Raw genomic sequence first — 19055 nt, forward strand, 5'->3', positions numbered from 1 at the left:
GACGCCGCACTCTGATGGATTGTTCCGCGCCGTGCCTGATGCTGCAGAGAGGAAGAGGAAGGTCAGCCCGGGTTGCCGGGCTTTGAAGGGAGAGAGAGGCTCTCCCGGTCCGGCTCCTAAAGGAGCTCTCCGATGACCAACCCTAAATCCAAGTCCAGGGCGGCTGGCGCTACCAGCTTGCCAGAGCTGGAACCGCAAATGATCCCGCTCAACAAGCTTGTGATCAGCCCAAAGAACGTCCGCAAGACACCAGCGACCGAAGACCAGGACGCCGAACTCTACGCCAGTATAAAAGAGACTGGCCTCAAACAGAACCTTCTCGTGCACAAAGTTGGCACGAAGTTTCATGTGCATGCCGGCGGCCGACGTTTGGCAGCCCTGAACAAGCTGGCTGAAGACAAAATCATCAAACCCAGCCATCCGATCGCATGCTCTGTGGAAGATCCAGATCAGGCCGAAGACACATCCGCTGCAGAAAACATGATCCGCGCCGCGATGCATGCCGCTGACCAATTCGAGGCTTTTGCGGCATTGCGCAAAAAGGGTCGCACCGAGGACGAGATTGCAAAACGGTTCGGGATTACCAACGATCTTGTGCGTCGGCGTCTCAAGCTCGCCTCGGTATCACCCGACCTGATGCGAATCTTTCGGGAAGGTGAGATGTCACTCGATTGCGTCATGGCGTTCACATTGACCGATGATCACGCGCGCCAAGTTGAAACGTGGGAGGTGGTCAAGCAGCACTACAATCCGTCCCCCCCATTCGATCCGGAACCAGCTAACCCAGAAATCCTATTCCGGCTCCTCCAAACTGGCTCTGTTCGTCGGTATCGACGCATACAAGCAAGCGGGCGGTTCCGTCATCGAGGACCTCTTCTCCGAGCGCGACGCGATGCATCTGGAGGATCCCGACTTGCTGGAGAAATTGGCGATGGATAAGCTACAGAGTCTGGCCGAGGAAGAGACCAAGACCTGGAAATGGGCGGAGGCCAGTCTGGACGTCGACTATGATAGCTTTCGTCCCTACGGTCGGGTGTATCCCCAACCGCTCGACCCCGATCCAAAACTCGTTGCCGAGAAAGCCAAACTGGAAGAACGTCACGCCGTCCTGGAAGCGGACTATGATGAACAGACGTGGACAGAGGAACGTCAGGAAGAAGAAGATCAGATCTGGGAACGCATCCGCGAAATCGACGAGATCGAGGAGGCCAACGTTGCCTACAGCGACGATGACTATAAAATCGCCGGATGTATCGTAAGCATCTCCCATAATGGCGAGCCGCGGCTGGAAACCGGGTTGGTGAAACCCGAGGACATTCCCAAACCGGCTGAGACTGATGTTGCAGATAACGCGAGAGGCGGATCATTTTCTAAAGGTAACAACACCCCTTCAGGACCTGCCATCGAGCTTCCTGCCTCAATGTCTCGACCTGACGTTCCCTTGAACGCAACGGATGCCGCGCGCAAGGAACAGGGCATCCCACGTTCACTGGCCGATGACCTACGGGCGACGCGGCATCAGATCCTGCGAGCGCACTTGGCGGCCGATTACACCACAGCCTATGACACCATGCTCTATGCGATGGTCACCTCGGTTTTTGGCAACTACCGCCGTGTGTCTCCTCTTGATCTGTCACTGCGTCCTGCGACGACAACGGCTTCACGGGAGACCCTGAAAGACACTGTTGCTGAACGCATGCTCGAAGCGCTCAATGACGGTCTCAACATTGCGTGGATGGAGGCTAAGGCACCTGAGGATTTAGCCCAAATGTCAGCGCTTCCCGAGCGTGATAAACAGGCGTTGTTTGCGTGGTGTGCGGCTTATGCGCTGAACCAACAGCTCTCCAACGATACTGGCGCAAGCGCCGTGATCGAGGCGATTGGATCACGTCTCAATGTCGATGTGGCCGCCTGCTGGCGCCCAACGGCCGATACCTATTGGGGTCGGGTGAAGAAAGACCATGCGCTTGATATGGCAAAGGCGTTGATTGATGATCGTTGGGCTGACGACAAGTCGGGTCTGCGCAAAGCCGAGATCGCAAAATCCATGGAGCAAGCCTTCTGCGACACGCCGCAAGAAGCCGCCGGGCTGACAGCACAGGCGGCTGCCAAGACATCTCGTTGGTTACCAGACGGGATGGCTGTTGGCGATGAGGCAGCTAATCAGGCGAAAACAGACCTGGTAGAAGTTGACGCAGTCTCCCCGGCTGACGACGCGGACGCCCTGCCCGCGTTCATGAGCGGCGCCGCTTAACTCCATAATTCATACGGTGCAGCATTTGGATCGTTCCCATCCCACCAAGGGATCGGGGGCGGTCCTATCCCGCTGTCGGGCAAACCAGTGCCGAATGGGTCGGCCATCCCGACATGGAGAAAGATCATGAACCAGGCAACACAATCTACCGCACCGCAAGATGAACAGGACGTCAACAATCCCGCGATAGCCGCGATCATTGCGAAACAAAACGATGCGTTCCGCACATCCTTGACCGCATCGCTCAAAGCACCCGGTGTCCCATCCGGCAAGCTCGTCATGACCGCAGGCATCGCCGCCCGAAGCGATGAATTCCGCGCAGCGCTGATCGAGGCGTTGATCGACTTTGATGCCTTCGACTCCGACAGCGATCCCTACGGATTGCACGAGATGGGCGTGCTCGAGATCGAAGGTGAACGGGTCTGGTTCAAATTCGATCTGTACGACGAAAACTACGAATACGGTGCGGAGACACCGACTGATCCCGAGCGAACCCGCCGTGTCCTGACGCTGCTGTTTCCGTCCGAATACTAAACTGCCAAAACGCTCATTGATATCTGGACCGTTCTCGTGATCGAGGACGGTCCTATCCGTCTGACGGGTTTCACAAGGGGCCGGATGATCCGGTCCCGCCCGTCACGGAGACCAGTCAAATGGCTAAACCCTGCGATTATAAAGTCACGCTCTACCCCGCCCATAAAGATGGCGGTTTCGTCGTCACCAAATACGACATTTTCGGTGGCACCTATCCCAGCAAAGAGTTTACCGCAGCCGGGATGGACGATCTCGTCGATCAGGTCACGCATTTCGCAATGGAACATGGCGAGGGCTGTAACGCGTCCGTGCGCTGCCTCGCGCCGCGCAAACCGCCCGGCTTCAAAAAAGCGACCGAAAACCTTTATTTTAACCTGTTGAGCAAAGAAGAGTTTGAGGCGGCCGAGGCCAAGAAGGCGGAGAGCGCCGCCGCCTGAACGATCCAAAACAACACTTTGACATCAAGGCTCGCCTGTTACGGCGGGCCTTTTTCGTTTGTGACATCACACATCAGGAGAAACACGATGCATACGCCAGTCCACGAAGAAACCTACCGGGACCACACCATCAAGATCATCCACGACCCCGATCCCGAAAGCCCACGCGAATATGACAATCTCGGCACGATGAATTGCTGGCACAGCAGCTACAATCTTGGCGATGAACACGACTATGGCGATCCCCGCGAACTGCTGATCGACCTCTCCGACCTTGATAGTGATACTGACCTGCCGATGAACGCCCTATTCGAGCGTGCCGAGAACCGCGCCGTCATCCTGCCGCTCTATCTCTATGATCACAGCGGCATCACCATCAACACGACCGGGTTTCACTGTCCGTGGGATTCCGGCCAGGTCGGCTACATCTACGTGACGCTGGATGATATCCGCAAAGACTACTGCGTCACTCGCGTTTCAAAGAACATGCGCGCCAAGGTCGCAGATTATCTGCGGCAAGAGGTCCAAACCTACGACCATTATCTGACCGGCAATTGCTATGGCTTCGTCGTTGAAAAGGATGAAGACGAAGTTGCGTCCTGCTGGGGGTTTCTGGGCGATTATGACGGCTATTGCCTCGCTGAAGCGAAATCTTCGGTGACCTGACACCGCCGCGCGTCTTGCTTGGCGGCGCGTCTGCCGGAAAGAGGCAGAGGCTGATTGGGGAAGGGCAAGCCTTCCCCCTCTGAGAGAGAGTTTCCGGGAGGGCGTCACCCCTCTTCAAGGAGCTTTCCGATGACCATCCCAACTTCATTTCACGCCTGCGTTGCTGATGACGCGATCTCGAAAGTATCACGTCTGTTCAACGCCACCCTCGACGATATCTTTGCTGAGCTCTTCCAAAACGCACGCCGCGCCGGAGCGACACAGATTTCGGTCAGCCAGATCGATTATCCCGACATCGGTCTAGTTATCTGCCTGATCGACGACGGCCCCGGTCTCAACGATCCCAGAGACCTTTTCACACTGGGACAGAGCGCGTGGGACGCCGACGTTCAATCACTGGAAGACGCTGCTGGCATGGGGTTTTTCTCTTTGGCTGGTCGAAGGGTCAGGATCATCGCCCAGAAACACGGGACATCACAGTCTTGGATGATCGATGCTGAGCCGGACAGTTTTGGCGGAGCGGTTCCGATCGCTTGCAATGACGGCCCCGCCAACCATGATGGCACCACGATCTTAATCGCCACCAAAGCCAACGAAAGCTATGCCGCTGCTGCAAACCACGCAGCGCGGTATTTGCCCGTTGCCGTCATGGTCGACGGCGTGCGCGTCGAGCGAAAAGATTTCCTCTCAGATGCCGAGCACATTGAAGAGTGGAACGGCATTCGGATCGGGATCTATGAACGCGGCCCGATCGGTTTCCGTAACAACGAGACCGTCAATTTCCACGGTGTGACCCTGTATGGCCGCTTGCCGAGCGTGGGCCAAGAATTCCATCGATCATACTACGCACGTCTGGATGTCATCCAGTGCACAGATATCAAGCTGGTTCTGCCCGCCCGTAAGGAAATCGTCGAGAACGCCTTCATGGACGAACTGCGCACCCATATCAGCACCATCTTTTATCGACTGATCAAAGCAGCTGGACCGCATTCTCTCTCCTATGACAATTTCAAACGCGCCGCCGATTTGGGCATCCATTTGCCACCGGCTGCGATGCAATTGCGTGTGTTCGAGCCGAGCCATGCTGATAGCGACCAAAACGGTTATGGCAAAGTTGAAACAATCAACGCCGATGATGTTGTCTATGTCTTCGACGGAGGCGCGATTGAGGAGCAAAACCTCGCCTTCGCGCTCTCAGCCCAGCGTGCTGAAACCAAGCTTTATGATCCTAAAGTCGGATTTGAAGGCTATGATTGGTATGACCAACTGGCACGGGTGTCGGTCAAAGGATACCGAATCGTTGGTGATACCGACACAACCTGCGTCGAGCCGGGCAACCGCCACACGATGACCGAGCGGCCAGATCAGTTGGAAATCCATTGCACCTTGTCAGATGCGACCCATACCGAGGAGTGGACCCTGGCGACGGACTGGCTGATCCTAGGAGAAGACGATTGGGGTCTCGATGAGGTTGATATCGCGGTCACGAAGTCATCCAAGGCGACCAGTGCCGATCTCGTCGATTTCCTTGAACGTGCACTGTTCGATCCCTCCGACGATGTCGATGCGGGGTCGTATGATCAGCAGCAACGCTGGTTTCGAGATGAGGCCGAGGATCTTGCCATCAACCTGCTCGAGACCAGCCACGAGGCGCAAATCAATGCGATCACCCGCGTTATTGATCGTGAACTCTATTGGCTGCGCCGACAGGATCAGATCATCACAGTCAATATTGGCAAGGGGCGGATCGTTGTCACCGGGTTGGCCACCCAACAAGTGAAGGTGGCTGAGTAAGATCAGCGACGGGATAGCTGTCGGCAATCCCGTCTCAGGAACAAGAATACGACCCTCACGCACTGCTAGGCGCGGTCCAGCATGGGTTTTCCGCAAAGAGGGAGAGGACAGTCCGGGGGAAGGGCAAGCCCTCCCCGGTGTCAGAGAGAGTTCTGCGGGGATGGGTGGCAACCCTTTGACCCGGAGATTTCCCATGACAGATATGCTTACTGCAGGCGCGCCGTCGCGTGCCGCCGCGCTGCTTCAGGCGGCTCATCAACTGCTTCCCTATTTCGAACAGGGCAAGGCGCTCGATAAGACTTGCGTTCGCGACGCTATGGAGACCGCTTTTGGTGGCTCTGACACCTCCGGGGCTTGGGTCTGGAAGGACGGATATGAAGCTGGCGAGTGCGCACAGATCCTGTTGCTGCTCAAATATGGCGCGCTGATGCGCCGCCAGTGCGACACGCCAGCAAAGTTCTTGGCAATGGTCGAAAAGATTGCTGGCTTCGCACTATCACACACGAGGCGCAGTGAGACGTCGCAAAAGCTGCAGCAGTTCTCGACGCCGCTGCCACTGTCGTCGATCGTTACCGAGGCGGCGCAGTGTCGGGCTGATGATGTCGTTCTGGAGCCGTCTGCCGGGACCGGTCTCTTGGCTATCTACGCCAAATTGGCGGGCGCAAAACTTCATCTCAATGAAATTGATGATGTCCGCGCGGATCTCCTAAGCCTACTTTTCCCTGACGCGTCTGTGAGCCGCCATGACGCCGGTTCTATTGATGATCGTCTTGATGCGGTGATTGATCCGACCCTCATCATCATGAATCCGCCGTTCTCCGCCGCACCCGGTGTCGAAGGCCGTTACAAGGCTGCCATGGGACAGCATGTTCTGTCGGCGCTTGATCGGCTGCAGCCCGATGGTCGATTGGTCGTAGTCTCCGGTGCCAATTTCTCGCCCTCCAACAACGCATTCCGGTCTGCTTTCAAACGCATCGGCGAGATCGCCTCGATCCGCTTTTCTGCGCCAATCGCGGGCCGTGTCTATGCACGCCACGGCACCACAACGGAAACCCGGCTGACGGTCATTGATAAGAAGCGCGATCTCACGCCGGATTTGACCGCCGCCTATCATGATCAGGCGGAAAGCTCGCAATCGCTTCTGGCCTTGGTGCAAGCCCATTGTCCGCCCCGCTTGATTGCTGGGCCAACTGAGCAGGCAGCAAACGCTTCAAGGTCCCCAGCCGTGCAGTCACCATCAATCCAATCTTTGCGGGACAAAGCGCGCAGCCAGGTGCGGGCGGTAGAGGCGGAGAAAGCACGGCATCCATTTGATCTGATTGAAGCGGAAGAGATCGGCTATTTACCCAAAGTCTGGGTCGAGAAATCAAGCCGTCTGACCGAGGCGCTTTATGAAGGCTATGAGGTTCAGTCGATCACCATCGAAGGGGCACATTCGCACCCGACCGCACTTGTGCAGTCAGCGGCCATGGCCTCGGTCGCGCCACCCCTTCCCTCCTACCGCCCTAAACTGCACGCAAACCTGATCACCGACGGCGCGTTGTCGGACGCACAGATCGAAAGCATCATCTACGCGGGGGAGGCCCACGAGCAGCATTTGAGCAGCTGGTTCCGCCACGATGAGGAGGATCAACGTCTTGTCGCGTGTGAAGTGGATGCCGAAGACGGGTTTCAATTGCGCAAAGGCTGGTTCCTCGGGGACGGTACGGGCTGCGGCAAGGGCCGACAGGTCGCTGGTGTCATCCTCGACAACTGGGTGCGTGGGCGCAACCGCGCGATCTGGGTCTCCAAATCTGACAAGCTGATTGAAGATGCTATTCGCGACTGGACTGCAATCGGGGGACGTGCCTCTGACATCGTGCCGCTGTCCCGGTTCAAACAGGGCTCCGACATTCGTCTCGCGCAAGGCATTCTGTTCGTCACTTATGCGACGCTGCGCACGGCCGAGCGTCAACATGGCGATATCCTCAAAGCCTCGCGGCTCGATCAGGTCACTGCATGGCTCGGCAAGGACTTTGACGGCGTGATCGCGTTCGATGAGGCCCATGCCATGGCGAACGCTGCGGGTGAGAAAGGCAAGGAGGGTGGGCGAGGTGATAAACAGGCATCACAACAGGGTCTGGCCGGATTGAAGCTGCAGAACCTCGTGCCCGATGCGCGGGTGCTTTATGTCTCAGCGACCGGTGCGACGATTGTCGGCAATCTCGCCTATGCTTCCCGTCTAGGGCTGTGGAGTACCGGAGATTCACCCTTCGCGACCCGCGAGCAGTTCATCGCGGATATGGAGGCGGGCGGAATTGCTGCGATGGAGATCATCTCGCGCGATCTTAAAGCGCTCGGTCTTTATCTGGCGCGGTCGCTATCTTACGAGGGCGTCGAATATGAGATGCTGGTCCATGATCTGACACCGCCACAGCGCGACATCTACGACAGCTACGCCGAAGCGTTTCAGGTCATTCATACAAACCTTGAAGCGGCACTTGAGGCTTCAGGCATCACTGCCGAGGGAGGCACGCTAAATGTGCAGGCCAAATCTGCGGCCCGGTCAGCGTTCGAGAGCAATAAGCAGCGTTTCTTCAACCATCTGATCACCGCGATGAAATGCCCCACCGTGATCAAATCCATCGAACACGATCTGGAGACCGGCGCATCGGCCGTGGTGCAGATTGTCTCGACCAGTGAGGCCTTGATGGAACGCCGGTTGGCACAGATCCCGGCATCGGAATGGCATGATCTGCATGTCGACATCACTCCCCGTGAATACGTGTTATCCGGAACTCCGGATAACACGTAATATGCCGCGTCACCGTTATGCGGAGTTCGGGATTTCAACCTGTTGTTCTGATGATTCATTTTCGGGTTTCCACTTTGGATAGTCATGATGCCTCTGCTCTCAACCGCAGAAGGAAATCCCCCCATGAACTCCCCCTCCAACTCTCCGCTCGGCGGCCGTGCCGGCGCCGACGACGTCGCTCTGGTCAGCGCCTATCTCGCAGACAATCCCCGGCTCTCGAAGGGCGCCGTGGGTGCCGCCCGGCATTTTCTGAAGTGGGCACGCGCCCGGAAGATCCCGACCAGAGACCTCGACGCATCGGCGGTGGATCGGTTCCTTCGCCATCGCTGCCGCTGCGGCCGCTACAGCCCTGCGCAACTGCGCAAGCCTGCCTACGCCACAGATACACGCAGATTCCTGAGCTATCTCGAAGCCACCGGGGTGGTCTTCATTGCAAATGAAGTCGCCCGGCTCGGGCAATATCTGGAGGCCCATGCAGAGAAGCTCTGCGCCACCGGATATAGCAAGGTGACGTACTCGACGCAGCTGACTCAGGCCCGCCATTTCGCGGAATGGGCGCTGCTGATGCGTGTTCCGGCCCACGGAATCGATGAGGCTACCATCGATCATTTCGCACGGCATAATTGCCGCTGTGGGGAGAAGACCAAACATGGCAAGGACATGCTGGGCTCGCGCCTCAAGAACCGCCGCCGTGGTGCGCGTGCTTTTGTCCGGTTCCTGAGGGATGAGGGTCTGATCCCGCCTGAAGCGCCTGACTGCGTTACCACCTGCGATCCGCGCCTGACCGAGTTCTCGGAATGGTTACGCCACGAACGTGGGGTGACGCACGAGACCGTACGGCGCTTCTTGTACGAAGCGAACCGCTGGCTGGATAGCCTCGGGGCAACCCCGAAGGACTACAACGCGGCGGCAATCCGCTCGATCGTTTTGAACCAGGGCGAAGAGCGCTCAAGATCTTCGGTGCGGATGACGGTGACCGTTCTGCGCGCTTTCTTGCGCTTCACGATTGTTCAGAACCAATGCGCCCCGTCGCTCCTGTATGCTGTGCCATCTGCCGTTTCGCGCAAGCTGTCAGCGGTACCACCGACGATCCATCGAACCAAAATTGAAGAGATAATAGCGTCCTGTGGAACCAAAACGCCTGTCGAGATACGGGACCGCGCCATACTCCTTCTGCTCGCGCGGCTGGCTTTGCGCGCCGGTGACATCTGGCAATTGCGGCTGTCAGACATTGATTGGCGTGCGAGTCGGTTGCGATTGCATGGCAAAGCCAGACGCGAAGTTTTGCTACCAATACCACAGGATGCTGGGGATGCGCTGCTGACCTATATCGAAGATGTGCGTCCGGTCGTCACAACGGACAGGGTCTTTCTGCGCATTCAGGCGCCATTCACTCCGTTTCGGTCCTCTGCTGAGATCGCCGGGATCGTTTCCCGTGTCCTTGCCCGGGGTGGTTTCACCGGTCTGCCGACGGGCGCGCACGTGTTTCGCCATTCACTGGCGTCGGCCTGGTTGCGCGGCGGCGCGGATCTTGATCAGATCGGTGTCGCGCTTCGCCACAGCTCGCGTGATACGACCGCGATCTATGCCAAGGTCGATATCGAGATGCTGGCAGGTGTGGCCCAGCCTTGGCCGGAGCGCGCATCATGATGCATTCCCATGTCGATCGCTTCGTTCAACTGAACCGCGCCCTTGGAAAGAAGTTTGCCGCGCAAGAGACGTCCTTGCGCTCTTTCGCGGATTTCGCTGCAGACCGATCAGCCAGCCACGTGACAACTACCCTGATATTGGAATGGGCTGGTGGCGCCTCGACGCCAGGTGCCGTGCAAATCCGGGTCGATCAAGCCCGGGCGTTAGCCGTATTCCTGCATGCGGAAGATGCGCATCACGAGATACCGCCGTTGAATCTGCTGGGCCGTTCACGACGGCGGCGGCCCGCCCCGTATATCATGACGCAGGGCCAGATCAGTCGGATCATGCGGGAAGCGCTTCTGGTGCCGGGCCTGACATCAATCAGCCCGCTGACTTACCACAATCTTATCGGTTTGCTTGCATCGACAGGTTTGCGGATTTCGGAGGCTTTGTCCCTCCGGTGCGACGACCTGACCGACGACGGCCTCATGATCCGGAAGGGCAAGTTCGGCAAGAGCCGCCTCGTGCCGATACATGCCTCGACCCGCGCCGCTCTGGAACGGTATCTCGAAGCCCGAGGCGTCGTGCGCAATCCCGGCGATGATCTTTTCGTACTCGGCCATGGCCGTGCCCCGACGGCGACCAGGGTCCACGTGGTCTTCGTCCGAATCGTCCGCAAGCTCGGATATCGCACTCCGACTGGTCCCGGACCCCGGCTGCACGATCTGCGCCATACATTCGCGGTGCGATCTCTGGAAGCTTGCGGGAACGATCCGCAGGCGGTCATGCGGCACATGAAGGCCCTGAGCACCTATCTCGGCCATGTCGATATCGCCAACACCTATTGGTACCTTGAGGCCACGCCAGTGCTGCTGGAGATGATCGCCTCGACCGCCGAAGAGACCTGGATCGGAGGTGCAGCATGACCCCGCTCGCTCCCGATCTTTCGGCCTTCATGCAAACCCATCTTCCGGGCGAGTGCGGTGCAAGCCGACATACCATCGCAGCCTATGCCCACGCGTTCACCCTCTTGCTGCGGTTTGCCGCTGGACGGCTCAAGCGCTCCCCTTCGGAACTCGCAATCGAAGACCTCGATGTTCAGATGATCAGGGCGTTTCTTGAGCACATCGAGGTAGGGCGCGCCAATTCCGTCCGGTCCCGCAACGCGCGGCTGGCGGCGATCAAATCGTTCTTCCGTTTCGTCGAACATCGCCACCCGGCCTGTCTCGAGCAGGCGCTGATGATCCGAGCCCTGCCCGTCAAGCGCACGGATACAAGGCTCATCGACTACCTGACCCGGGAAGAACTCCAGGCCCTGCTTGCCGCACCGAACCGCCATACGCTTGGGGGACTGCGTGACCGGGCGATGCTGCACCTGGCCTATGCTGCGGGCTTGAGGGCGTCCGAGCTGCTCGCAGTGCGAATGGGCGATTTTCCTGAAGGCTCGTTTTCCAGCGTGCGGATTCTTGGCAAGGGTCGGCGGGAGCGGATTCTGCCGCTCTGGAAAGAGACCCAGGCCGCCATTCGCGCGTGGCTGGCTGTCCGGCCAGGCGATGCGGGGCCGGAACTATTCCTGAACCGTGATGGTCGCCAGATGACACGGGACGGGTTCGCCTACAGGCTCCGGCAGCATGTGGTGACAGCTGAACGCTCGGCGCCGTCGATCGCCGCAAAGCACGTCACCCCGCATGTGCTACGACACAGCTGTGCGATGCATACACTTCAGGCAACCGGCGATGTCCGCAAGGTCGCGCTCTGGCTCGGTCATGCCAGCATCCAGACAACGGAGATGTATCTGCGCGCAGACCCGACCGAGAAGCTCGCGCTCTTGGATGCCCATCACGCACCGTTGATCAAACCGGGCAAGTTCCGGGAACCCTCGGACAAGCTGATGCAGATATTGGCGGCGGCCACGCAGCGTTCCTGACCGGACGCGTAACAACTGGCGTCCCGCGTCCGGCGGGGCGCTATTCCATCACATAGCCGAGCGCCCGATAGCCTGTTCGTCGCTTGGCCGCCATTCTGGACAGGACCGGAACCGAACTGTCGACATAGTCGACCACCAGGACGTCTTTCTTTCCGTCATGCTGCCGATGCAACCTGCCGACATATTGCGCCAGCGTGCCTTTCCAGGCGATCGGCATCGTCAGGAACAGGGTGTCTAGCCGCGCATCATCGAAGCCCTCACCGATGTAGCGCCCTGTCGCGAGGATCAGCCGTTCCTCATCGTCATCGACAGTCAGCCCCGCATGCGCTGCCTTCCGGTCCTTTGCGGACATGCCGCCGCGGAGCACGATAATGTTTTTCGCAAATCGGGAGAACCGGTCCTGAAGATACTGGAGGTGATCCTTCCGTTCGGTCAGCACGATCGGCGAGCGTTTGGCCTCCAGTGATTTCAGCACATCGTCGAAGATCAGATCGTTTCGAGCAGGGTCCTCCGCTAACGCGGCATAAATTGCAGGTATGGATGGGCGCTCCGCCATGGCGAGGGGCTCCGGCAAACGGAATCTCGTGTGACGTTCACGCGCCCGATGGTGAATGCCGCTTTCGGCGGCCTGCGATTTGGCGCTCACCTGATGGCGCACGGGGCCGCATTGCATGAAGATGATCGGATGATGTCCGTCTTTTCGGGCGACGGTCGCCGACAACCCGGTGACGTAGCGCGCCTTCGATCTGCGGGCGACCAGTTCAAAGCTTGACGCAGACAGATGATGGCATTCATCGACGATAAGGTGTCCGTAGTCGGCAACAATGTCGTCTACTTCGCCTTTGCGGACCAAGCTCTGGATCAGCGCCACGTCGATCACACCGGTAGGTTTGCGTTTGCCGCCGCCGATGGTGCCGATCAGCTTCGGGTCGATCTGCAGAAAGGACTTCAGCCGCTCGACCCATTGGTTTAGCAGTTCCCGGCGGTGAACCAGCACCAGTGTATTGCGTGCACGATGTGCGATCAGCGCCGCGGCCACGACCGTCTTGCCGAATGCGGTCGTGTGGCGGCAAGCACACCGGTATCATGTTCGGCCAGGGCGTCAAACGCGCGCGTTTGCGGCGGGCGAAGTTCGCCACGGAAGCGGACCGTCTCCGGCAAGCGGGTTCCGTCTGCACGTAAATCGTCCAGGTCGGCTGTCGCACCGTGATCGGACAGGAACCCGATCGCTTCGTCGAAGCAGCCGCGCGGCAGGGCGACGTGTCGGGGATGCAGTTCGGCACAGGACACAATTCGCGGCTTGCCGAATGTCGGCAGCCGCATCGCCTGGGCGCGATAGAATTCGGGGTTCTGGAACGCGGCCAGTCGGACCAGTTGGGCAATCATGGCCGAAGGCAGCTCTGACCGGTCGAGATAGATCTGGTCTGCGACTGTCACCTTGATGGTTTGCGGGATGGGCACATCCAGACGTCGTGGCGTGCTGTGGCGTGACGGAGACATCTTCCAGGGCTCATTCGCCTGTTCGTCATCCACCGGCATGCGCACGCCCAACACCCGCCCGGAAAGCTCCGCCGTTTCGACGAGGTCACTCACCGCTGACGCCGACATTCTCGGCAGGGAAGACAAAAAGGCCCACTGATCGTCAAATGGCCGCATTCCCGCGTCCACAAAGACGCTGTTGCCAGCCTTGCGCGCAGTGTTCTGAAGCGGCAGTGCGATCAGATTGCCGAAACCGCCGAGCGGCATGATATCCTGGTTTGGAAACAGCCGGTCATAGGAGGCAAAGCCAATCTCCGGCCGCCTTTCCATCGTTTCCGTGATCAAAACCGATCCGAGCTGGCGCGCCAGACGGGCGGACACGGGTTCTGAGAAGAAGATCCAGACATGACCGCCGTTGCCCGATCTCGACCGCTCCAGCGCTGCAGGGACTCCCTTTGCTCGGCAGGTTTCCAGCAGCGCATTGGCGTCTTCCGCCCAGGATGCCTTGTCAAAATCCGCAGCAAGAAACCAGCATGTATCACCCTGGAGCAGCGGGTAGACGCCCGCGACAAAATCCCCGCTGCGTCCATCATCACCGCGCAGGTGTTTTTCCATGATGCACTCATTCGGCGGGATGAACTTCTGATGTGGGCACTCGCCGCATTTGACCTTCGGCTTGCCGCAAATGCCTTTCACCCATTCGTTGGCACAAGCAGGCGAATATCCTGAGCGTTCGGTCTTCCTGTTTTCCCACCGCACAGGAAACACGTCAGGCCGACCGGCGAATAGACTTCGGAACAGATCGACCTTTTCATGCGACGGCGAACTGTTCGTCACCGGAGCGTCCTCGAAGGAAGGCTGTTTCACGGCTGGCGCGTGCTCAGCGGCGAGGCGAACCTCGAGGGACGCCATCTCGCGCTGAAGCTGCTGCCGTTCGGCATCCAGATTGGCTAGACGCGCTCGAACCCGCGCCATTTCCGCCTCGATGTTGCTCTTTTCTGCCACCGCGGTTTCCACCCAATCCTTTCCGTCCCGTCCAGCATAAAGCGGGAAAGCGGCTCGCGTAAGCAGGCTTTCTCGATCGTCAGCACGGCCGCCGAGCGGAGAGTTGGAGGGGGAGTTCATGGGGGATGTCCTTCTGCGGTTGAGAGCAGAGGCATCATGATTATCCAAAGTGGAAACCCGAAAATGAATCAGCAGAACAACAGGTTGAAATCCCGAACTCCGCATAACGGTGACGCGGCATATTATGTACTCGACTATTTGATGCATTCCTTCCCGACACAGCTTTTTGAGCCCTATACCGATGAGGATGGCAATCTTAAATCCCGTCCCGCTCTCGATGCAGACGGGAACCCGATTGAATGCCGCGAGGCCGCCCGCAAACGCGATGCCATGGTCGAACGGCTCGGCGCACTGGCCCCCGTGCAAGGCGCGCTCGATCAGATCCTCTGGCACTTTGGCAAAGACCAGGTCGCCGAGGTCACCGGGCGCTCCCGGCGCATTGTCCGCACCCGCGATCAGCGCCTGAAGGTCGAGAACCGGCCGGGGTCATCCAACATCGGGGAGACGCAGGCCTTCATGAACGATGCAAAACGCATCCTGATCTTCTCCGATGCGGGTGGCACGGGGAGGTCCTACCACGCCGATCTTGGCGTCAAAAACCAGAGATTGCGGGTGCATTATCTGTTGGAGCCGGGTTGGCGTGCAGATAATGCAATCCAGGGGTTGGGTCGCACAAACCGCACCAATCAGGCGCAACCGCCGTTGTTTCGTCCCTGCGCCACGAACGTCAAAGGTGAAAAACGGTTCCTGTCGACGATTGCACGGCGGCTCGACACGCTCGGGGCAATCACCAAGGGACAACGCGAGACCGGTGGCCAGAATATGTTCCGGGCCGAAGACAATCTCGAAAGCGCCTATGCCCGCAAGGCCCTGCGCAACTTCTTCTGGGATTTGACAAAGGGGCGGATCAGTGCCTGTTCGCAAACACGGTTCGAAGAGATGACCGGCCTGTCACTCATGGACAGTGACGGCACGCTGAAAGAGCAGCTGCCGCCGATCCAGCAATTCCTCAACCGCTGTCTGGCGCTGACCATCGATATGCAGGATGCGATCTTTGAATGCTTTGGGGGATTGCTCGAAGCCATCATCGGTGATGCGATCGCGGCGGGCACTTATGAGGTCGGTTTGGAAACGCTGCGCGCCGAAAAATTCGAGATCATCGACCGCAAGACGATCTTTGAGCACGCGGCGACCGGTGCGAAAGCGACGGCGCTGACGGTCGAACGAACTGACCGAAACCACCCACTGACTTTGGTGAAGGTCAAGGAGTTCTGTCTGAGCCAGCCCAATGCCCAACTGATGCTCAACCGCAAATCAGAACGGGCAGCGGTGCTCATCCCAACCTCCAGCCTGATGACGGACGAGGGCGAGCCCATCGCACGGGTTGAATTGATGCGGCCGATGGCGACAGACCGGATGCTGGAGCTTGAGCTGCCCGCGTCCCACTGGGAGGAAGTCAGCGATTTTGAGTTCGAAGGCGCCTGGACCAAGGAGGTCGACGCGGTGCCCGAAACCTCCGTCTCCAAACTCACGCTGATCTCGGGCCTTTTGCTGCCGATCTGGGACCGTCTCCCGACCGACAACATGCGCATCTACCGCTTGCAGACAGAAGACGGCGAACGCGCCATTGGGCGTATGGTGACACAGGATCAACTTGCCAACGTCTATGCGGCCCTTGGACTTGAATGCTCGGTCGAGCTCACCGCCGATGAAATATTCGACGCTGTCTTCACACGCGGCCAAAGTCTGCCACTGTCCGGTGGTCTTACCCTGCGCAGATCACGGGTGATGAGCGAATACCGGCTGGAACTCTCCGGTTACAATGCGGCCGCTTTGGAAAGCTACAAAGCGATGGGGTGCTTTACCGAGATTATCTCCTGGGCCACGCGACTGTTCATTCCGGCCCATGACACCCATGTCTTGGATCAGCTCATGGCACGCCACAAGATCACGGCAACCGGATCCGGAGAGAGGAGTGCTGCATGACCAATTGTGGCAGCAAGTTTGAAAGACTGGATCCGGGCGCTCTGGCCCGCGGTCTGGCGCGTCATGCCGAAGCGTTCTGTCGGCATTGGTTTCCCGAAGGACGCAAAGTCGGCAATTATTGGCAGATGGCAGATATCTCCGGTGCAAAAGGTCGGAGTTTAACAATCCGGCTCAACGCCCAGGGTAATAGCCAAGCTGGTAAGTGGACTGACCATCAGAATGGCGATCACGGCGACTTGCTCGACCTGTTGCACTATCGCCTGGAACCGGTGACCTATCCAGACCTGTTGCGGCAAGCCGCTGACTATCTCGGCGAGGCACCCGTGATACCAGATGACGGGACAAGCGATTATGAACCGGCCGTGGCCTCCAATCGTCAGGCAACATCGGGCCGCAAATTATTCTCCTATGGCAGGCCGATCAAAAACTCTGTGGCCGAGACCTATCTGCGCGGTCGCGGTATAGCTCGGTTCGGGCCGGCCTTGGCGTTTCATCCGAATGTCTATCTCAGGGCCGAGGATGGGACGCGTCTGGAAATCCCGGCACTTCTGGCGGCGATCACCGACAATGTGGGCATGGTCACTGGATGCTCGCGCGTCTTTCTCAATGCGCAGACAAGCGGTCTGGCCGACGTCGAGGCTCCGAAACGTGTGCTCGGTCGCCTACATGGCAACGCGATCCGGTTTGGTGAAACGAGCTCTTGCACCGATCTTCTTGCCGGCGAAGGTCTCGAAAACACTTTGTCCATCGGCACAGCACTTCCAAGAGCGGCTTTGGCCTCCTGCCTGACAGCAAACCATCTCGCTGCCTTCACCTATCCATCCTCGATCAAGCGTCTCTGGATCGCACGCGACAATGACGAGGCTGGCGCGCGCGCTGCAACCCGGCTCGCAGATCGCGCCGATGCTGACGGGATCGAACCGGTCGTGCTGACCCCGGAGCGAGACGACTTCAACCTGGACCTCACGACGGACGGCGTGACTGCCTTGCGTCGTCGGCTGGCGGCCTTCATCAACGCGCATGCATCTGAGCATGATCTCTGGCCCTCCGCGTAAGGGGGCCGGAAGGAAGCAAGGAACAGGCGCTGACCTTTTGGCGGTGGCGCTACGTCCTGTTCCGTTTGGATTCCTCGGTCGATGGACCGACAGGTCGGGCGCAAAGGCGCCCTCACCCCGGGCCGCAACGGCCAGGTCCCGTAAATTTCCCCTGCGCGCGTGCCGCGCCCATTCCTCGCGAGACAAATTTCCGCGCCCTGCCCGTCCTTCGCTGCGCTACGGCCCTTCGGGTGCGCCCGGGCTGCTGACGGTCCTTTTATCGCCCCATCCAAATCGGATCAGGACGAAACCCAAAGCCTCAAAAAAGGACCAGATCATGACCCTCGCATCCTCCACCTTCACCCCCGACGCAAGCGCCACAGCCAGCGTCCTCGACGATCTCGCCCTCTACGGCGCGACACCACCCGAAGACGAAATCGATCGTCGCCCACTGCCCGAAGAGGACCAGACTGAGATCGCCATCAGCTCCATGGTCGAGGCGAGCCACATGCTTCTCGCCGACACACAGCTCGAAGAGGATCTGCAGGAGATGCTCTGGTCCCTCACCAACATCTTTCATCGCCGCCTCAACCGATTAGAGCGCCAGCTCGACGAGAATGAATGCGAACAACGCGACCTCGTTCGATGCCAGGACGGATCAGAGGTCAAAAGCCTGGAGTTGGAACGCAAGATCGAGCGCGGACAAAAACTGGTCGAGCACCGGGATGCCTATGAGGCGATGCGGGATGCGTCAGCCGCCCATTTCCACACAGAGACCGGATCGATCTGGATGCCAAGATCAGGATCGCGGGTTTCGCACAAGAACCTCACAGCCTCGGTGGTCGACAGCCGCAACTTCCTCTCCGCAGAAAAACGAAAGAAGAACGAAATCCACTGTCCCGATGGCACCCGCATCGCCTTCACCGGCGGCGACTACCAGGATTACGATGCGATTTGGACCATCCTCGACGGCTCAAGAGAGAAATATCCGGACATGATCCTGCTGCATGGCGGTACACCGAACGGAGCCGAACACATCGCGAGCCTCTGGGCAGAGAACCGAGGCGTCACCCAAGTGGTCTTCCGTCCCGATTGGAAATCACACAACAAAGCGGCCCCCTTTAAGCGCAACGATAAACTCTTGAAGACCATGCCGAAGGGTATCATCGCCTGCCCCGGCTCCGGTATTCACGAAAACCTCGTTGATAAAGCTCGTAAGCTGGGCATTCCGGTCAAAAGGATTGGGGGCTAAAGCTCCCTCCCCTCTGGCGCGTGTTCATCAAGGATACGCGCCAGACAATCGATTTCATTCATCACATCGACAATATCTCGTGTCGTCGAAGAATTCAGAAAAGCCCGTAGCGCAAAACTGGTGTCGGGTTGTGCGGCAAGAACGGCAAGTTTTCGCGCAATATCCCCAAACTGGTCCGTCTTCATACCATTCACCTATGCA

13 protein-coding genes and 2 pseudogenes are annotated in these 19055 nt (G+C 58.7%); 13 read left to right on the forward strand and 2 right to left on the reverse strand.

From position 1 onward, the window contains the following. The first annotated feature begins 132 nt into the window (after positions 1–132). The 10 genes from ACVBAU_RS17485 to ACVBAU_RS17530 all read left to right on the forward strand — a co-directional run bounded on the left by ACVBAU_RS17485 (position 133) and on the right by ACVBAU_RS17530 (position 12038). Positions 133–939: a ParB/RepB/Spo0J family partition protein gene (locus ACVBAU_RS17485; RefSeq protein WP_448329590.1), complete on the forward strand. Its 807-nt coding sequence runs from the start codon at positions 133–135 to the stop codon at positions 937–939. Further along, the gene (locus ACVBAU_RS17490) at positions 914–2254 is read left to right on the forward strand and encodes a hypothetical protein (protein ID WP_448329592.1); all 1341 of its coding nucleotides are present in this window, start codon (positions 914–916) and stop codon (positions 2252–2254) included. The genes ACVBAU_RS17485 and ACVBAU_RS17490 overlap by 26 nt, the downstream gene beginning before the upstream one ends. Positions 2255–2380: 126 nt before the next feature. Beyond that, positions 2381–2788, forward strand: coding sequence for a DUF3768 domain-containing protein (locus ACVBAU_RS17495; protein ID WP_448329593.1), 408 nt, complete (start codon positions 2381–2383; stop codon positions 2786–2788). 119 nt (positions 2789–2907) lie between these two features. After that, positions 2908–3225, forward strand: coding sequence for a hypothetical protein (locus ACVBAU_RS17500; RefSeq protein WP_448329595.1), 318 nt, complete (start codon positions 2908–2910; stop codon positions 3223–3225). 87 nt (positions 3226–3312) lie between these two features. Next, entirely contained in the window at positions 3313–3891 is a 579-nt protein-coding gene (locus ACVBAU_RS17505; RefSeq protein WP_448329596.1) for a hypothetical protein, read from the forward strand. Positions 3892–3945: 54 nt separating this feature from the next. Beyond that, positions 3946–5685 carry a hypothetical protein gene (locus ACVBAU_RS17510; protein ID WP_448329598.1) on the forward strand — a complete coding sequence of 580 codons (1740 nt, stop codon included), beginning with the start codon at positions 3946–3948 and terminating at the stop codon, positions 5683–5685. A gap of 193 nt (positions 5686–5878) precedes the next feature. Beyond that, positions 5879–8479, forward strand: a complete 2601-nt coding sequence (locus ACVBAU_RS17515; RefSeq protein WP_448329600.1) for a strawberry notch-like NTP hydrolase domain-containing protein — start codon at positions 5879–5881, stop codon at positions 8477–8479. A 123-nt stretch (positions 8480–8602) separates the two neighbouring features. Beyond that, on the forward strand, positions 8603–10129 hold the full coding sequence (locus ACVBAU_RS17520) for a tyrosine-type recombinase/integrase (RefSeq protein ID WP_448329601.1): 1527 nt from the start codon (positions 8603–8605) through the stop codon (positions 10127–10129). Continuing rightward, positions 10126–11037, forward strand: coding sequence for a tyrosine-type recombinase/integrase (locus tag ACVBAU_RS17525; RefSeq protein WP_448329397.1), 912 nt, complete (start codon positions 10126–10128; stop codon positions 11035–11037). Before ACVBAU_RS17520 ends, ACVBAU_RS17525 begins: the two co-directional genes overlap by 4 nt. Further along, a complete protein-coding gene (locus ACVBAU_RS17530) occupies positions 11034–12038 on the forward strand; it encodes a tyrosine-type recombinase/integrase (protein WP_087205770.1) in 1005 nt (334 codons plus the stop codon). The genes ACVBAU_RS17525 and ACVBAU_RS17530 overlap by 4 nt, the downstream gene beginning before the upstream one ends. 40 nt (positions 12039–12078) lie before the next feature. On the opposite strand, the pseudogene ACVBAU_RS17535 reads toward ACVBAU_RS17530, so the two are convergent. Further along, positions 12079–14522, reverse strand: a pseudogene (locus ACVBAU_RS17535) (TOTE conflict system archaeo-eukaryotic primase domain-containing protein). 246 nt (positions 14523–14768) lie between these two features. On the opposite strand from ACVBAU_RS17535, the pseudogene ACVBAU_RS17540 reads away from it, so the two are divergent. From ACVBAU_RS17540 to ACVBAU_RS17550, 3 genes and pseudogenes are all read left to right on the forward strand, one after another. After that, positions 14769–16568, forward strand: a pseudogene (locus tag ACVBAU_RS17540) (strawberry notch C-terminal domain-containing protein); the annotation flags it as partial. After that, complete coding sequence (locus tag ACVBAU_RS17545; protein WP_448329400.1) at positions 16565–17623, forward strand: DUF7146 domain-containing protein; 1059 nt, start codon at positions 16565–16567, stop codon at positions 17621–17623. The pseudogene ACVBAU_RS17540 and the gene ACVBAU_RS17545, both read left to right, overlap by 4 nt. Positions 17624–17939: 316 nt before the next feature. Continuing rightward, complete coding sequence (locus ACVBAU_RS17550) at positions 17940–18854, forward strand: DUF2493 domain-containing protein (protein ID WP_448329402.1); 915 nt, start codon at positions 17940–17942, stop codon at positions 18852–18854. Here the strand turns inward: ACVBAU_RS17550 and ACVBAU_RS17555 are convergent. After that, on the reverse strand, positions 18851–19039 hold the full coding sequence (locus ACVBAU_RS17555) for a hypothetical protein (RefSeq protein ID WP_448329403.1): 189 nt from the start codon (positions 19037–19039) through the stop codon (positions 18851–18853). The two genes, ACVBAU_RS17550 and ACVBAU_RS17555, sit on opposite strands and share 4 nt — an antisense overlap. Positions 19040–19055: the final 16 nt, after the last annotated feature.

The sequence above is a fragment of the Sulfitobacter sp. M13 genome, from assembly GCF_053474885.1.

Excerpts from the sequence above, each read along its gene's own strand:
- ACVBAU_RS17485 (WP_448329590.1), top strand. The coding sequence starts at position 133 with ATGACCAACCCTAAATCCAAGTCCAGGGCGGCTGGCGCTACCAGCTTG.
- ACVBAU_RS17495 (WP_448329593.1), top strand. The coding sequence starts at position 2,381 with ATGAACCAGGCAACACAATCTACCGCACCGCAAGATGAACAGGACGTC.
- ACVBAU_RS17500 (WP_448329595.1), top strand. The coding sequence starts at position 2,908 with ATGGCTAAACCCTGCGATTATAAAGTCACGCTCTACCCCGCCCATAAA.
- ACVBAU_RS17505 (WP_448329596.1), top strand. The coding sequence starts at position 3,313 with ATGCATACGCCAGTCCACGAAGAAACCTACCGGGACCACACCATCAAG.
- ACVBAU_RS17515 (WP_448329600.1), top strand. The coding sequence starts at position 5,879 with ATGACAGATATGCTTACTGCAGGCGCGCCGTCGCGTGCCGCCGCGCTG.
- ACVBAU_RS17520 (WP_448329601.1), top strand. The coding sequence starts at position 8,603 with ATGAACTCCCCCTCCAACTCTCCGCTCGGCGGCCGTGCCGGCGCCGAC.
- ACVBAU_RS17525 (WP_448329397.1), top strand. The coding sequence starts at position 10,126 with ATGATGCATTCCCATGTCGATCGCTTCGTTCAACTGAACCGCGCCCTT.
- ACVBAU_RS17530 (WP_087205770.1), top strand. The coding sequence starts at position 11,034 with ATGACCCCGCTCGCTCCCGATCTTTCGGCCTTCATGCAAACCCATCTT.
- ACVBAU_RS17545 (WP_448329400.1), top strand. The coding sequence starts at position 16,565 with ATGACCAATTGTGGCAGCAAGTTTGAAAGACTGGATCCGGGCGCTCTG.
- ACVBAU_RS17550 (WP_448329402.1), top strand. The coding sequence starts at position 17,940 with ATGACCCTCGCATCCTCCACCTTCACCCCCGACGCAAGCGCCACAGCC.
- ACVBAU_RS17555 (WP_448329403.1), bottom strand. The coding sequence starts at position 19,039 with ATGAAGACGGACCAGTTTGGGGATATTGCGCGAAAACTTGCCGTTCTT.